Genomic DNA, 15,618 nt, shown 5'->3' with positions numbered 1-15,618 from the left:
CGCAGGTGAGCCCGGGTGGGGTGAGGCTCTACCCTGGTTGACGGTATCCCCCTAATTCAGAATGTCAGCCAAGTAGATAGCGACCACAGTGACCGAGCACGTGCAGCCCGCCAACCCGTCCGACGCGACCCCGCAGCACCGCTACACCGCGGAGCTCGCCGGCCAGATCGAGCAGCGCTGGCAGGACCGGTGGAGCGAGGAGGGCACGTTCAACGCGCCCAACCCGGTCGGTCCCCTCGCCGGCGACGTTCCCGCGGACAAGTTGTTCGTGCAGGACATGTTTCCGTACCCGTCGGGCACGGGTCTGCACGTGGGCCACCCGCTCGGCTACATCGCCACCGACGTGTTCGCCCGCTATCACCGCATGCAGGGCCACAACGTGCTGCACACCCTCGGCTACGACGCGTTCGGTCTGCCTGCCGAGCAGTACGCGGTGCAGACGGGCACGCACCCGCGGACCACCACCGAGGCCAACATCGTCAACATGAAGCGGCAGCTGCGCCGCCTCGGGCTCGGCCACGACGAACGCCGCACATTCGCGACCACCGACACCGACTTCTATCACTGGACGCAGTGGATCTTCCTGCAGATCCACGACGCGTGGTTCGACAAGGAGGCGGGCAAGGCCCGGCGGATCTCGGAGCTCGAGGCCGAGTTCGTGTCGGGTGCGCGCTCGCTGGAGGACGGACGGGAATGGGCGTCGCTGTCCGTGTCCGAGAAGGAGGCCGTCCTCGACTCCTATCGCCTCGTCTACCACTCCGATTCGATGGTCAACTGGTGCCCCGGTCTGGGCACGGTACTGGCGAACGAAGAGGTGACCGCCGACGGTCGCAGCGACCGCGGCAACTTCCCCGTGTTCCGTAAGCACCTGCAGCAGTGGATGATGCGCATCACCGCGTACTCGGACCGTCTGGTGGACGACCTGGAGTACCTGGACTGGCCCGAGAAGGTCAAGACCATGCAGCGCAACTGGATCGGGCGCTCGCACGGTGCGCAGGTGAAGTTCCAGGCGGACGGTCATGAGATCGAGGTGTTCACGACGCGTCCGGACACGCTGTTCGGCGCGACGTACGTGACGCTGGCGCCGGAGCACGAACTGGTGGACGACATCGTTGCGGCCGAGTGGCCCCGGGGTGTGGATTCGCGCTGGACCGGTGGTGCCGCAACTCCCGCCGAAGCGGTTGCGGCGTACCGGAAGTCGATCGCGGCCAAGTCGGATCTCGAGCGTCAGGAATACAAGGAGAAGACGGGCGTCTTCCTCGGCACCTACGCGGTGAACCCCGTCAACGGGCACAAGTTGCCGGTGTTCATCGCCGACTACGTCCTCACCGGCTACGGCACGGGCGCCATCATGGCGGTCCCGGGCCACGACCACCGCGACTACGAGTTCGCGACCGAATTCGGTCTCGACATCGTCGAGGTCATCTCCGGCGGCGACCTCACCAAGGACGCGTACACCGGCGACGGCACCATCGTGAACTCCGATTTCCTGAACGGCATGAGTGTCGCCGATGCCAAGAAGGCGATCACCGAGCGTCTGGAAGCGGACGGCACCGGCAAGGGCACCATCCAGTACAAGCTGCGCGACTGGCTGTTCGCACGCCAGCGGTACTGGGGCGAGCCGTTCCCGATCGTGTACGACGCCGAGGGCAACGCGCACGCCCTGCCGGAATCGTCTCTGCCCGTCGAACTCCCGGAGGTCGAGGACTACGCACCCGTGTCGTTCGATCCCGACGACGCGTCCTCGGAGCCCTCTCCCCCGCTGGCGAAGGCCGTCGACTGGGTCAACGTCGAACTCGACCTCGGCGACGGGCTGCAGACGTACCGCCGCGACACCAACGTGATGCCGCAGTGGGCCGGCAGCTCCTGGTACCAGCTGCGGTACATCGACCCCACCAACCCGGACGTGTTCTGCGACAAGGAGAACGAGCGGTACTGGACGGGTCCGCGCCCGGAGATCCACGGACCCAACGATCCCGGCGGCGTCGACCTGTACGTCGGCGGCGTCGAGCATGCGGTGCTGCACCTGCTGTACTCGCGGTTCTGGCACAAGGTGCTGTTCGACCTCGGCTACGTCAGCTCGAGCGAGCCGTACCGCCGTCTGTACAACCAGGGCTACATCCAGGCGTACGCGTACACCGATGCGCGCGGCGTGTACGTGCCCGCCGACGAGGTGGAGGAGAAGGACGGCAAGTTCTTCCACCAGGGCGTCGAGGTCAACCGCGAGTACGGGAAGATGGGCAAGAGCCTCAAGAACTCCGTGTCGCCGGACGAGATCTGCGAGGAGTACGGCGCCGACACGCTCCGCGTGTACGAGATGTCGATGGGCCCGCTGGACACGTCCCGCCCGTGGGCGACCAAGGACGTCGTCGGTGCGCAGCGCTTCCTGCAGCGCGCGTGGCGGGTGGTGGTCGACGAGGAGTCCGGTGCACTGCGCGTCACCGACGACGCCCCGGCGGAGGACACGCTGCGCGCGCTGAACAAGGCGATCGCCGGTGTGAGCGAGGACTACACGGCCCTGCGCGACAACACGGCGGCGGCCAAGCTGATCGAGTACACCAACCACCTCACCAAGGCGTACCCCGGCGGTGCCCCCCGCTCGGTGGTGGAGCCGCTGGTGCTGATGCTGGCACCGCTGGCCCCGCACCTCGCGGAGGAGCTGTGGTCGCGGCTCGGGCACGAGAAGTCCCTGGCCCACGGCCCCTTCCCGGTGGCCGAGGAGAAGTGGCTGGTGGAAGACACCGTCGAGTACCCGATCCAGGTCAACGGCAAGGTCCGGAGCCGCGTGACCGTCGCGGCAGACGCCCCGCGCGAGGAGATCGAGAAGATCGCGCTGGCCGACGACAAGATCGTGGCGCTCCTCGACGGCCAGGATCCCCGCAAGGTGATCGTCGTTCCCGGCAAGATGGTCAACATAGTGCGCTGACGCGCCCGTGAGTACTTGTTAACGTCGGGCGGTTAATAAGTACTCACGGCAGGATCGTCGTATGACCGTTCTCAAAGCCGTGATGGCTCCCCGCGACGAGACGGTGGTCGACGGGTTCAGTGAAGTCGACGTCTACGACCTGCCGACCGCGTGCACCGCGGACGTCACCGGTATCTACCTCAGGTGGGACGTCGATCAGGAATTCCTCGTCGAGCAGCGGGACTTCCTGAACTCTTTCGTGGTCCGCGGCGGCCGGGTCGTCGTCAACGGGCACGTGCAGCGCGTCTTCCTGGACGGACTGACCCGGTGGCGCAAGCTCGAGTACCGCGGCCCCGCGGACCTGGCGCTGACGCGTGTGACGGAGCACCCGGTGTGGGCCGGGACCGATCCGAAGGCGTTTCTCTACAACACGGGGCGCCGCGGACCGGTGGCGTTCGCCGAACTCGAACGCATCGGCGTCGCGGGGTTCTACGGCCGCGGCTGCTATCTGGACCTGCCGGACGGCGCGCGGGTGGTGCACACGATCGGTCGCACCCGCGCCCCGATCGACTACGAGTACCCGCTCGGCGCCGGCCGGGTGCTGGTACACGGCGGCAACGACCTGCTCCAGTTCTCGAGTGCCGATCGCGGCACCGCCGACCTGCGGCCGCAGATCGTCCGATGGCTGGAGGTGAGATGACCCGCGCCGCGACCGTCGCCTTCCTGCACGGTGGCAGCCACGCCCAGCTGGCCACTCTCGCCGACCCCGCCCTGGAGCCGTACCGGATCCGCCCGGTGCACGTGCGCACCGGCGACCTCGGCGACCTCTGCGACGTGGACGTCCTGGTGGTCGTCGACCGCCTGCGCCCGGACCTGCTGACACGGTGGACCGCGGCGATCATCGACTGTCTCGGTCGCGGTGCCACGGTGGTCGTCTTCGGCGAGAACCACTGCGGGGACTGGCTTCCCGGTGTCCGCGAGGACAGCCGCCCGACCGTGTTCTGGTGGTGGCGCACCGGCGAGGATCACCGACTGCGTCTGCGTTCCCCCGACCACCCGGCGTGGGACTACTTCTCCGAACGCTCCGTGATCTGGCACTACCACGGCGTCCTGGAGCCGCCGAGCGGCGCGGTGAGCCTGGTCGACCTCCACACCGAGCACGGTGAGCGCGACGGTTCGATCCTGTTCGTCGACGAGACCACTACCGCGGGGCGGCTGCTCGTCACCACGATGGACCCCGTGTACCACCACGGATCCGGGTTCATGCCCGGCGCAACGCAACTGCTGTATTCGGTTCTGCGCTGGGCGTGCGCGCCCGTGAGTACTTGTTAACCACCGGCGGTTAACAAGTACTCACGGGTGGTTTGACACATGGGTGCAACTCGTCATCGAGGCAACCGACCTTCTCGGTCTGCAGCCGGGAGACGCGACCACGGCGCGCTGGGTTCTCGACTGCACGGCGACCCCGACGCTGACGGGTCTCGACCTCACCGGACCGTACGTGCAGGGCCGGCCGGGGCGCGCGGTTCGTCTACCTGTCGTGGGGGACGCTCGATGCCGACGGCCGATTCGACATGTTCCGCCGGGCGAAGTTGATGTGGACGCGGTGGATCCGGCGATTGCGGACGCGGCGTCGGCTGCCGGTCGCATCACGGCGCGACTCGGGCTCACCGACGCCCGGGGAAATCCGCTGTGCGCTGCGGTGCGTCCGCCGTTGGTCGAGTGGTCGGCGTAGCCGATCGCCGTACCCCCTGCGCGTAGGGTGAGGGTATCGGCGGCACTTCGTACGCGAACGCCCGAGATCGCGTCGCCGCCGACAGAGATATCGGTCGCATTGCGGCCGAGGCGGGAGCGTCGTCATGACGCTACAACAGGATCGCAATTTTCCCGGTCGTCTTCACGGCGCCCATACTCGTGGCGGCCCGGCGCAGTCGCCGCGGCTTCGGTTGAAGCCGGAAGCGCCCGGTGCCGGCACGGTGGACGGCGCCTGGTGGCCCCGGTCCCGTGACCTGACCGTGGAGATTGCGGATCTGGTTGCGCTGGTGGCGGTTCGGGTGGGTGTGGTCGATCGGGTCGTGTACGACATCAAGGCCTGGCTTCCTGCGCCGCGCCGGGTCACGGTCGCGGGGCGGTCGGTGCATCTCGACGGCTACGAGTACCAGCCGCTCAACACCCTGTACGTGAGCGGTCTGAAGCGGACGAGGTTGACGCTCCTGGTGGTGCCCCCCGAGGCCGATGCCCGCTATGCCGACTCGACGATGCACACGGCGGCCAACCCCAACAGTGCCCTGACCGCCGACGAACTGCTGATGTCGGGCATCAGGGACGGCTTCGACCGCACCACGAGCGCGAAGGGACGTGAACGATGACGCACGACGACAACATCACGCACTCCGGTCGTGGGCTGGGACTTTCTCGGCCGGCCGACGGTGGGCAGCCTTTCGACGCACCCACCCGGACCCCGAGACTGCTTCTGCGCGCTCGCGGCGAGGTGTCGGAGGGCGTCGACGGGGCGTGGTGGCCCCGAACCACCAATCTGACCACCGAACTGCACGACCTGATCAGCGCGTTGACGGATCGAGTGGGAACGACCGAACGCGTCGCGTTCGACTGGAACTCGCTGAGCATCTCGCAACGCGGCATCGACCGGCGGGACGGCATCGAGGTGTCCGGCCCGGATCCGGATCAGCCGCCCGACATCATGTACGTCTTCGGTACCGACGGACGTCGCCTCGACATCTTGATCGTCGGGCCCAATACCGACGCCGACAACGCTTTCGAGGCGATGCAGCGGGCTGTGGGTCTCGCTCCGGACCAGTAGTCGCTATCGGCTCTCGGCGTCGTGGAGGGACGGCGGCCGATCGACGTGACGGGGACGCTTCTCCCGCATCCACGGCAGTGCTGCGGACGCGATCAGGACGACGGCCATCCCCGCCCACTGCACCGGCGACAGTTGCTCGCCCAGCAGAATCTGGGCGGCCAGCACCCCGACCACCGGTTCGAGCAGTCCGAGGAGGCTGACCGAGGCCGAACCGAGCGCGCGTACCGCGATGAAGGAGCAGCCGATCCCGATCGGCATCAGCAGGAGCCCCTGGAACAGGATGGACCCCCACCCGCTGGGTGCGAACGTCCAGGACTGTCCGTCGACGACGGCGATGGTGCCGGTGGCGATTCCGGCGCCGAGTGACGCCAGTCCCCCGGCGGCGACGGGGCTGACCTGGTGTACCCATCGTTCCCCGACCACCAGATACAGGGCGTACCCGGCAGCGCTGAGGAGGGCGAGTACCGCCCCGTTCACGGCGACGGCGGAGCTGCCCGCGCCTGCGACGAGCGCGATGCCGCCGGACATCGCGAGGGCCAGCACCAGCTGACCGCGGTGGATCCTGTTCCGGGTGAGCACCCAGACCAGCGCCATCACGAACAGCGGGTAGATGTGGACGATCACGACCGCGATCTGGGCGCCGGTCACGCGCACTGCCGCAAAGAAACACAGCAGCTGGATGCCGAACAGCGGGCCGCAGATGAAGCACAGCCCGACAGCGGATTTCCAGGTCACGCCCGTCAGTCGTCCGGTCGACCAGGCCAGGAGTAGCAGGAGTGCGGCACCGACGAGGCTGCGGAGGCAGACGAGGACGGCCGGCGACACTCCACCGGCGTAGCCGATCGCGGCGAACGTCGGCGTGAGTCCGTAGGCGACCGCGGAGGCCGCACCACATCCCCAGGCGACGGCACTGCGGCCGCGGGTGGTGCTATCGCCCATGGACTCGAACGCGCCGAGCGGTCCGCGGTGGTCGGGTCACCATGTCCGCGGCGCGACGAGTTCGTCGTGAACGAACTGCACGAGAACCTCTTTCATGGCGGCGACGGTCATGTTCGGTGCGCCGGTGAGCACCTGGATGGCGGTCCCGTCGGTGAGCGCGGTCAGCCGCTGCGCGATGGTCTCCGGGTCGACGTCGGTGCGGAAGATCTCCTGGCGTTGTCCGCGACGGACGATCTTGACGACGGTTTCGTGCCAGCGCGCGTAGTAGGTGTTGTGGAACGGGCGGAGTTCGGGTCGCAGCGTGGCCTCGGCCCAGAACTGCAGCCAGATGGACCACTCGTCGCGCAGTGGCCCGACGCGGGGCAACTGCATGTCGATCAGGCGGAGCAGCCGCTCGTGGGCGTTGTCGATCGCCTTGAGTTCGCGGCTCTGCCGGTCGAACGCGTTGTCGATGGCGTGGCGGAGGGCAGCCGTCAGGACGTCGCTCTTGCCGGGGAAGTAGTAGTGCACCGCCCCGGTGCTGGTGCCGACGACCTGTGCGATGTCGGAGATGCGGACCGAGTGGTATCCGCGCTCGGCGATCAGCTGAGCCGCGGCATCGAGTATCGCCGTTCGACGCGCGTCCTCGGTGACTTGAGCGGTCACTGTCCCTCCTTCGATTAGTCATCTGACTGATCCATCAAATCATACGCCTCAAACTGACGCATCAGTCAGACAGCGCATCCCCTGCGTGAAAGTGGTCGACTCCGCGGACTCCCCTGCATAACAGCAGCTTAAACCATCTAAATGAGCAGAAGAACCATTCGGGCGGCGACCCAATTTCCGGAAAACCCTTGACATCTGTGGGCTGCATCACGGTATAACTGATGCATCAGTCAGACCCCCGGGTCGGAACGGCAGCGACGAGAGGCGAACGCTCGATGGAATGTGAGAACCCAGGTGGAGGCGCCGGGCAGGTGCTGCGCCCCGACGTCCATCGCGGGCGGGTGGCACTGATCACCGGTGGAGGCACCGGGATCGGACGCGCGATCGCGCTGGACATGGCGAGGTGTGGAGCCGACGTCGTCATCAGCGGCCGCCGGTCCGAGCCCCTCGAAAAAACCGCCGCCGAGATCGAGGCGCTGGGCGCCCGGGTGCTCGCAGTGCCCGCCGACATTCGCGAGGAAGAGCAGGTGACCGACCTGGTCGACCGCGCTCTAGACACATTCGGCCGGATCGACATCCTCGTCAACAACGCCGGCGGCCAGTTCGCGGCGCCGGCCGAGGACATCACCAGCAAGGGATGGCGCGCCGTTCACCGCCTCGCCGTCGACGCCACCTGGGCGGTCACCCGGGAGGTCGCCGTTCGCGCGATGATTCCGCAGCGGTCGGGATGCATCTTCTTCATGGCGTTCTCCCCGCGTCGCGGAATCGCATCGATGGTCCATGCCACCTCGGCCCGCGCCGCCCTCGAGAACCTCGCGTCCGGACTGTCGCTGGAGTGGAGCAGGTACGGAATCCGGTCGATCTGCATCGCCCCGGGCACCATCGCGACGGAGGGCATGGAGGGCAACTACACCGAAGAGGCCCGCGCGCAGTGGACGTCCGCGGTTCCGCTCGGACGCCTGGGTACGGCCGAGGACGTCTCCGGAGTGGTCACATTCCTCGCGTCGCCCGCAGGCAGTTACGTCACCGGCACCACGCTGGTGATCGACGGCGGCGCCGACGCCTGGGGTACGGGTCACCCCGCTCCGAAGGTCGAGGAGACGCGATGAGCACGATCACCGACCGTGACCTCACGGCACTGTTCGACCCCCGGTCGGTCGCCGTCCTCGGTGCCAGCAACGACGAGACGAAGTACGGCAACTGGATCAGCGTTCAGGCGCTCCGCATGAAGGGCAACCGGTCGGTCCACCTCGTCAACCGGCGCGGTGAGCGCATCCTGGGACACCCTTCGCTCCGCAGCCTGTCGGAACTCGACGAACGAGTCGATCTCGTTGTCATCACCGTTCCGGCACAGGGTTTCGAGGAGGCCGTGGACGACGCCCTCGCGGCGGGCGCCACCGCCATCGTCGGCGTCACCGCCGGTTTCGCCGAACTCGGTGCTGCCGGAAAGGCTGTGCAGGATCGGGTCGTGGAGCGGGTGCGGGCGGCCGGAGCCGTCCTTCTCGGGCCGAACTGCCTGGGTGTGCTGGATTCGAGCACCGCGCTGACGCTGGCCTCGAACGCGCTTCCCGCCGGACGGGTCGCGCTGCTCTCCCAGAGCGGCAACATGGCACTCGAACTCAGCCAGTTCCTCGAGGCCCGCGGGCACGGGTTCTCCCGGTTCGCCTCGCTCGGGAACCAGGCAGACCTCGGCGCCGCCGACCTCATCCGCTCCTGCGTGGAGCACGACGACACCGATCTCATCGCCGTGTACTGCGAGGACTTCGGTGACGGGCGGGCGTTCGTCGATGCCGCCGCGCAGGCATCCCGAGCCGGGAAGCCGGTTCTGCTGCTGACGGTGGGTGGCAGCGCGGCCTCCATCCGCGGGGCGCAGTCGCACACGGGATCGCTGACTTCCGACAGCGCGGTCATCGACGCGGCCTGCCGGGCTGCCGGGGTGTACCGGGTGTCGAGTCCACGGCAGCTCGCGGACGTGGCGGCCACACTCCTCGGGTACGGACCTGCGGAGGTACGCAGGGTCGGCGTCATCGCGGACGGCGGCGGGCACGCGGGTGTCGCGTCCGACGTCGTCGAGGCAGCCGGACTCGCGGTGCCGGAGTTCACCGCCGACATCAGCAGCGCACTGCGCACTCTGTTGCCGCCGTCCGCCGGGGTGACGAACCCGGTCGACCTCGCCGGAGCCGGGGAACAGGACATCACCTCGTTCGTCTCGGTCCTCGACACCATCCTGCAGAGTCCGGCCGTCGATTCCGTCCTGCTCACCGGATACTTCGGCGGCTACGGAAGTTACGGCGAGAACCTCGCGCGAGCGGAGGTCGACACCGCCCGTGCGATGGCCGAGACGGCGCGCACCCACGGCAAGCCGGTCGTCGTGCACACGATGCATCCCGACAGCGCCGCGGCCCGGGTCCTCGCCGACAGCGGAGTTCCGGTCTTCCGGGCGGTGGAGGATGCCGCGGGTGCGCTCGGGATCATCGCCGAAACCGCTGCGCCGCAGCATCATGCGAGCCTGTCGAGCGAGCCGGCCGAGCCGGTCACCAGCGACGCGTACTGGGACGCCCGCGAACTCTTCCGCACTGCGGGCGTCGAGTTCCCGGACGCGCAACTGGTGCGGACCTGCGCCGAGGCGGTGGCAGCGGCCGACACCGTGGGGTACCCCGTGGTCCTGAAGGCGATGGGGTTGCTGCACAAGTCCGACTCCGGCGGGGTGGCGCTCGGATTGGGAACCGCGCAGCAACTCACCGACGCGTTCACGCGGATGGACGACTCGCTCGGTGCGCCCGCCTACTGCGTGGAGGGGATGGCGGACCTCAGTGAGGGAGTCGAACTCATCGTGGGAGTCCAGACCGACCCGCGGTTCGGTCCCGTGGCGATGGTGGGTCTCGGCGGTATCTTCACCGAGGTCCTCGCGGACGTCGCCTTCGCGCTGGCGCCGGTCGATGCGGAGACCGCCCGCGGCCTGCTCGACAACCTGCGGGCGTCCGCTCTGCTCCGAGGGGTTCGCGGCAGGCCCCCGATCAACGTCGACGCGGCCGCGGATGCCATCGCCGCCGTCACGACCGTGGCCACCGCACACCCCGAGATCGCGGAACTCGAGATCAACCCACTATTCGTCACTCCGAAGCACGCCCTCGGACTCGACGCACGCATCGTCCTCAGCTCATCGAACACCAACTGACACAAGGAAGTTCATTCACCATGGAATTCGCATACAGCCCCCGCCTCGCCGACCTCAAGGAGCGCGCACGCGCCCTGACCGACACGATCATGCAGTTCGAGGACGAGTGCGAAAGAAACAACGGAATTTCCGACGAATCCCACGCCACCATCAAGGCGGCCGTCCTCGCATCGGGACTGCAGGCGATCAACACCCCCGTCGAATACGGCGGTGCCGGACTGACGGTGCTCGAGCAGGCCGTCGTGCAGGACGAACTCGGTAAGCTCACCAACGCGCTGTGGGACACGGTGTGGCGGCCCGCGAACCCGCTGACCCATGCGACCCCCGAACAGCGGGAGCGCTACCTGATTCCCGGTGCCCGCGGTGACCGCCGCGACGCCGTCGCGATCTCCGAGGCCAACGCGGGCTCGGACTTCTCCGCGGCGAGTACCACCGCGACCCCCGACGGCAACGGCGGGTACATCATCAACGGCGAGAAGTGGTTCGTCACGGTCGGTGACGTCGCCGATTACCTCATCGTGCTGGCCAACGTCGAACCCGAGCACGCCGCAACGATTTTCCTGATCGACGTCGACACCCCGGGTGTGAAGATCAAGCACATCCCCCGCTACACGCACACCTTCGTCTACGAGCACCCCGAGTTCACGTTCGAGAATGTGCGCGTCGGAGAGGACGCCGTGCTCGGTGGCATCGGGCAGGGTCACGACCTCACCCGCGACTGGTTCACGGAGGAGCGGCTGATGATCGGCGCACGCACGATCGGTGCCGCCGAGCGGGCGCTGACCCTGGCCGTCGACTGGGCGCGGGAGCGGGTGCAGGGCGGCGAGCCGCTGATCAATCGTCAGCTGATCCAGGGCATGATCGCCGACTCCGTCGTGGACATCACCACCAACCGGGCACTCACCCACCAGGTGGCGTGGGAATTCGACCAGGCCGACCCCCACGACGCCGATCTGCGAAAGACGCTGCACGCCAAGGCCGCGACTGTGAAATTGGCCGCCTCGGAGGCGTCGAACCGGGTGGCCGACCGGGCCGTCCAGATCTTCGGTGGGCGCGGCTACATCCGCGACTACCCCGTCGAGCGGCTGTGGCGCGAACTGCGCGTCGACCGCATCTGGGAGGGCACGTCGGAGATCCAGCGCCTGGTCATCGCGAACGAGGCCAACAAGCGGGGTCTCGACAACCTGCTGTCGTTCCGCTACGAGGCCGGGGAGAAGTAGCACGATGTCGACCGAGAACCCCGGGACCGTCGATGTGCGCCGCGACGGCGACGTCGCCGTCGTCACCCTGAGGCGCGAACGGAAGCGGAACGCGCTGTCCACGCACATGGAAGCCGAACTGCTCGGCGCACTGGGGTCACCCGAGGTGAAATCCAGCCGTGCGGTGGTTCTCACCGGGGGCGACTCGGTGTTCTCGGCCGGCGCGGACGTCACCGAACTGCGGGAGATGACGCCGGAGGCGATCGCCGAGTACTACCGGACCTCCGGGTCGGTGTACGAGGCGCTCGCGGCTCTCCCGCAACCCACCGTGTCCGCGATCACCGGCTACTGCCTCGGCGGCGGGCTCGAACTGGCTCTCGCCACCGACATCCGCGTCGCCGATCCGGCCGCGGTCTTCGGATTCCCGGAGATCGGAATCGGAATCCTCCCCAGTTCCGGTGGGGTCACCCGCATCACCCGCGTCGTCGGGGCGGGCCGTGCCCGCGACCTCGTCCTGCGCGGACGGCGCTTCGATCACACCGAGGCCGAACGCTGGGGCGTCGTCAGTGAGATCGCCCCTCCCGCGGAGCACGTGAAGCAGGCGCTGAGCATCGCGCACGAACTCGCGGCGTATTCGCCGCTGGCGCTGAGCATCACCAAGCAGGTGCTGGACGTCAGCGCCGACTCCCCGCACCATGCCTCGCTGCTGCTCGAGCAGCTCGCCTACTCGGCGCTGAACAAGACAACCTCTTAGCGGTACCGGCCGAGTGCGGCCGACTCGACCGCCACCCCCAGGGTGACGGCACCAATCTACGTAGTGGAGACGACATGAGTTCCTTCGACGTGATGGACAGACCCGCCAAACGCGGGTTTCACACCAAGCTCCTGATCGCGTGCTGTGGCGGACCATTCCTGGACGGGTACGTCATGAGCATCATCGGCGTGGCCCTGCTCGGGGTGACCGAGCAACTTCACCCGACGACAGCCGAGGCAGGGTTGATCGGTGCCGCCTCGCTGATCGGAATCTTCTTCGGCGCCACAGTGTTCGGCTTCCTCACCGACCGGATCGGCCGGGAGAAGATGTACGCCCTCGACCTGGTGGTACTGGTCGTCGCGTGCGCATTGTCGGTGTTCGTCCAATTGCCGTGGCAGCTTATCGTTCTGCGCTTCGTCATCGGTGCGGCCATCGGTGCCGACTACCCCATCGCCACCTCGCTGCTCACCGAGTTCACTCCCACCAAGAAGCGCGGCGCCATGGTCGGGATGTCGGCCGTCGCGTGGTCGGCGGGCGCGGTTGCCGCGTACGTGGTCGGTGCGCTCGTCGTCGGCATCTCCGGTGGCAACGACCATTGGCGCCTGCTCCTCGCGTCCAGTGCGGTGCTGGGTCTGATCGTGATCCTGGTGCGCCGCGGAATCCCGGAGTCGCCGCGCTGGCTCCTGAAGAACGGCCGGGTGGCCGACGCCGAGGCCGTGGTCGAGAAGATCTACGGGGAGAAACTCGACCTGAGCAAGGTCACCGTCGAGGACACGGCGGACAAGCCGAAGGCCGACATCCGGATCTACTTCCGCGGCCAGTACCTGGCCCGGCTGATCATGTGCAGCGCTTTGTATCTGGCGGTCGTCACCCCGCTCTACGCGTTGCTGACATTCCTGCCCACGATCCTGTCAGGCTTCTCGATCTCCGGTGACGGTTCCGCGGGGCTCATCGTCGAAACCGTCATCATCGGGCTCATCGTCGCCGGATCCATCCCCGCACTGTTCCTGGTCGAGAAGTGGGGCCGGCGTCCGATCGCCGTGGTCCCGTTGGCCCTGATGGTGATTCCGCTGGCAGGGCTGTGGTTGTGGGCGGACGGTCCCCTCTGGTTCATCGTCGCCGCCTTCTGCGCGTACGCGTTCATCTCCGGCGGTCCGAGCATCCTGGTGTGGATCTACCCCAACGAACTCTTCCCCACCGAGTTCCGGGCGACCGCGGTGGGAATCGCCACCGCGGTGAGCCGGTTCGGCGCCGCGACGGGCACGTACCTGCTGCCGCTGAGCATCTCGGCGCTGGGAACCGGCACCACGATGCTCTTCGGTGCGGTGCTGACGGCGGTCGCGTTCGTGATCTGCTTCTTCATGTCGCCGGAGACGAAGGGGAAGTCGCTGGAAGAGGTGTCCTCCGTAACCGCTGCCCCGGTAATGGGGACGAGCGCTCCCCGGGTGGAGAAGTTGGAGGAGGCGTCCGCGCCGCGAACCTGAGGATCGTTACCTCCCGCCCCTGCCGGCTTCCGATGTCGGCAGGGGCGGGCCCGGTGCGAACATGTCCCGCTGCCTGGGAGAAGGGGCTCCCGACCGGGCCGGTGCTGCGTTACTCTCACCACTAGAACACGTTCTATTCGACTGAGGAGTTCGCATCATGGCACCGTCCGCAGAAGACATCCGCAAGACCGTCGAGAGGTACATCGAGGCGGTGGCCACCGGGACCACCGACGACGTCGTCGCGCTGTACGCCGAGGGCGCCACCGTCGAGGATCCGGTGGGTACCGAGCCGCGGACCACGGTGGAATCGCTGCGGGAGTTCTACGGGGTGATCGAACCGCTGAAGCAGACCGGCGAGCTCCTGACGCTGAAGATCGCCGGAAACTCGGCCGCGTTTCACTTCTCCCTCGTCACCGACCTGGGTGAGCAGAAGCTCGAGATCGCGCCGATCGACGTCATGACGTTCGACGACGACGGCAAGATCACCTCCATGCGCGCCTTCTGGTCGCAGGAAGACATGATCACGAGCTGACCGACGGCCGGGCCCGGCAACCACACCGCAATTCGGCCCGGCTGATCAGCGACTGTGCTTACCATGGCGTGGTGGCCACCGACGTCGCCGGGCAGGCCGCACGGCGTGCCCGACGCAGAGCAGTCGTTCGAGCCGGTACGCGCCCCGGGCGCGCACCGCGTAGCTGGCTGGCGGTCGCCGGGGCCCTGACCGCCACGGTGCTCGTGGCGTGCTCCTCGGGTTCCGGGGGCCACCCCGATCCGATCGACCTGGACCGCGCCACCGACAGCGGGCAGCTTCCGTGGACGGAAGTGCTGCTTCCACCGCAGACGCCGACGACGGTCCCGTTCGGTCCGCCCGGCACCGACCTGCCGAGCGAATCCCGCGCGGCCGGGATCCGGGTGATCGGCGACCGTGCCGGTCTCTACGGCGGAAGCCCCGACCGGGTGCTCTGCGACCGGCAGCGTCTCGTCGACGACCTCGAGCAGGATCCGGCGAGGCTACAAGCCTGGTCGAGCGTGTTCCAGGTCGACGACGTGCGGAATTACGTCCGCACCCTGACACCGGTGCTGCTCCGTGCGGACACCCGCGTCACCAATCACGGCTTCGACGACGGGCATGCGAGCGCATTCCAGTCCGTTCTCGAGGCGGGGACCATCGTGTTGATCGACGACCACGGCGTTCCCCGCGTCCGATGTGTGCGCGGAAGCCCACTGCTGTCCCCGGTGGTGAACGAGAACGCGGACGTGCAGGGCGATCCGTGGCCGGGTTTCCAACAGGACAGGTTGTACGTCGTGCAGCCCTCCAACCTGGCGATGACCGAAGTGACCGTGGTGGATCTGATGACCGGTGGACTGTCGCCGGTGCCGATCGGTTCCGGCCCGCAGCAGCCTGTGGAGCGCCCGAATCCGGTGGCGCCCGTGGAAGCCCAGGCGCCGGTGGTGGATTCGCCGCCCGCGGTGGTGCAGCAGGCGGCTCCCCGTCCCGCGCCGGCTCCCTCCCCGGAACCTCTGCCTCCGCCCCCGCCGCCGGCACCCGCTCCGCCTCCACCGCCGCCGCCCGCGCCCGAGCCGCAGGTGAACTACCCGCCTCCCGCCGCGCCGGCGCCCGTACCGCCACAGCAGATTCAGGTGCAGATTCCGGGTCTGCCACCCATCGTCATCCCCATTCCCAACTGAGGGT

The 15,618-nt window shown here is 67.9% G+C and carries 15 protein-coding genes; 13 read left to right on the top strand and 2 right to left on the bottom strand.

Translation table 11 applies throughout. The features are described from left to right. Window positions 1–88: 88 nt before the first annotated feature. The 6 genes from leuS to RHA1_RS17545 all read left to right on the top strand — a co-directional run bounded on the left by leuS (window position 89) and on the right by RHA1_RS17545 (window position 5,726). The gene (leuS, locus tag RHA1_RS17570; protein ID WP_011596228.1) at window positions 89–2,926 is read left to right on the top strand and encodes a leucine--tRNA ligase; all 2,838 of its coding nucleotides are present in this window, start codon (window positions 89–91) and stop codon (window positions 2,924–2,926) included. A 61-nt stretch (window positions 2,927–2,987) separates the two neighbouring features. Then, the gene (locus RHA1_RS17565) at window positions 2,988–3,605 is read left to right on the top strand and encodes a hypothetical protein (protein ID WP_009476704.1); all 618 of its coding nucleotides are present in this window, start codon (window positions 2,988–2,990) and stop codon (window positions 3,603–3,605) included. Beyond that, window positions 3,602–4,237, top strand: a complete 636-nt coding sequence (locus RHA1_RS17560; RefSeq protein ID WP_016884733.1) for a hypothetical protein — start codon at window positions 3,602–3,604, stop codon at window positions 4,235–4,237. Before RHA1_RS17565 ends, RHA1_RS17560 begins: the two co-directional genes overlap by 4 nt. 43 nt (window positions 4,238–4,280) lie before the next feature. Beyond that, window positions 4,281–4,640, top strand: coding sequence for a DUF5990 family protein (locus RHA1_RS17555; RefSeq protein WP_011596226.1), 360 nt, complete (start codon window positions 4,281–4,283; stop codon window positions 4,638–4,640). Between the two features lie 124 nt (window positions 4,641–4,764). Beyond that, window positions 4,765–5,274, top strand: a complete 510-nt coding sequence (locus tag RHA1_RS17550; protein ID WP_011596225.1) for a DUF5994 family protein — start codon at window positions 4,765–4,767, stop codon at window positions 5,272–5,274. Next, window positions 5,271–5,726: a DUF5994 family protein gene (locus RHA1_RS17545; protein WP_009476700.1), complete on the top strand. Its 456-nt coding sequence runs from the start codon at window positions 5,271–5,273 to the stop codon at window positions 5,724–5,726. The genes RHA1_RS17550 and RHA1_RS17545 overlap by 4 nt, the downstream gene beginning before the upstream one ends. 3 nt (window positions 5,727–5,729) lie before the next feature. Here the strand turns inward: RHA1_RS17545 and RHA1_RS17540 are convergent, their stop codons facing one another. Then, on the bottom strand, window positions 5,730–6,665 hold the full coding sequence (locus tag RHA1_RS17540; RefSeq protein WP_011596224.1) for a DMT family transporter: 936 nt from the start codon (window positions 6,663–6,665) through the stop codon (window positions 5,730–5,732). Window positions 6,666–6,701: 36 nt separating this feature from the next. Beyond that, window positions 6,702–7,310, bottom strand: a complete 609-nt coding sequence (locus RHA1_RS17535; protein ID WP_009476698.1) for a TetR/AcrR family transcriptional regulator — start codon at window positions 7,308–7,310, stop codon at window positions 6,702–6,704. Between the two features lie 275 nt (window positions 7,311–7,585). Between RHA1_RS17535 and RHA1_RS17530 the strand changes: the two genes are divergently transcribed. From RHA1_RS17530 to RHA1_RS17500, 7 genes are all read left to right on the top strand, one after another. Next, complete coding sequence (locus RHA1_RS17530; protein ID WP_011596223.1) at window positions 7,586–8,419, top strand: SDR family NAD(P)-dependent oxidoreductase; 834 nt, start codon at window positions 7,586–7,588, stop codon at window positions 8,417–8,419. Then, on the top strand, window positions 8,416–10,488 hold the full coding sequence (locus RHA1_RS17525) for an acetate--CoA ligase family protein (RefSeq protein ID WP_009476696.1): 2,073 nt from the start codon (window positions 8,416–8,418) through the stop codon (window positions 10,486–10,488). The genes RHA1_RS17530 and RHA1_RS17525 overlap by 4 nt, the downstream gene beginning before the upstream one ends. Window positions 10,489–10,508: 20 nt before the next feature. Continuing rightward, window positions 10,509–11,708 (top strand): acyl-CoA dehydrogenase family protein, encoded by a 1,200-nt coding sequence (locus RHA1_RS17520; RefSeq protein WP_009476695.1) that lies wholly within the window; start codon window positions 10,509–10,511, stop codon window positions 11,706–11,708. Between the two features lie 4 nt (window positions 11,709–11,712). Beyond that, window positions 11,713–12,441, top strand: a complete 729-nt coding sequence (locus RHA1_RS17515) for an enoyl-CoA hydratase/isomerase family protein (protein ID WP_011596222.1) — start codon at window positions 11,713–11,715, stop codon at window positions 12,439–12,441. Between the two features lie 74 nt (window positions 12,442–12,515). Then, window positions 12,516–13,925 carry an MFS transporter gene (locus RHA1_RS17510; protein WP_011596221.1) on the top strand — a complete coding sequence of 470 codons (1,410 nt, stop codon included), beginning with the start codon at window positions 12,516–12,518 and terminating at the stop codon, window positions 13,923–13,925. 157 nt (window positions 13,926–14,082) lie between these two features. Further along, window positions 14,083–14,457, top strand: coding sequence for a nuclear transport factor 2 family protein (locus RHA1_RS17505; protein WP_005249169.1), 375 nt, complete (start codon window positions 14,083–14,085; stop codon window positions 14,455–14,457). Window positions 14,458–14,525: 68 nt separating this feature from the next. After that, window positions 14,526–15,614 carry a DUF6777 domain-containing protein gene (locus RHA1_RS17500; RefSeq protein ID WP_011596220.1) on the top strand — a complete coding sequence of 363 codons (1,089 nt, stop codon included), beginning with the start codon at window positions 14,526–14,528 and terminating at the stop codon, window positions 15,612–15,614. The last annotated feature ends 4 nt before the right edge of the window (window positions 15,615–15,618 follow it).

Origin of the sequence: Rhodococcus jostii RHA1 (assembly GCF_000014565.1) — a bacterium.
GTDB classification, from domain to species: domain Bacteria; phylum Actinomycetota; class Actinomycetes; order Mycobacteriales; family Mycobacteriaceae; genus Rhodococcus_F; species Rhodococcus_F jostii_A.
Note: the sequence above shows the minus strand (reverse complement) of the source record. Positions and strands in the feature narration are given on the sequence as shown.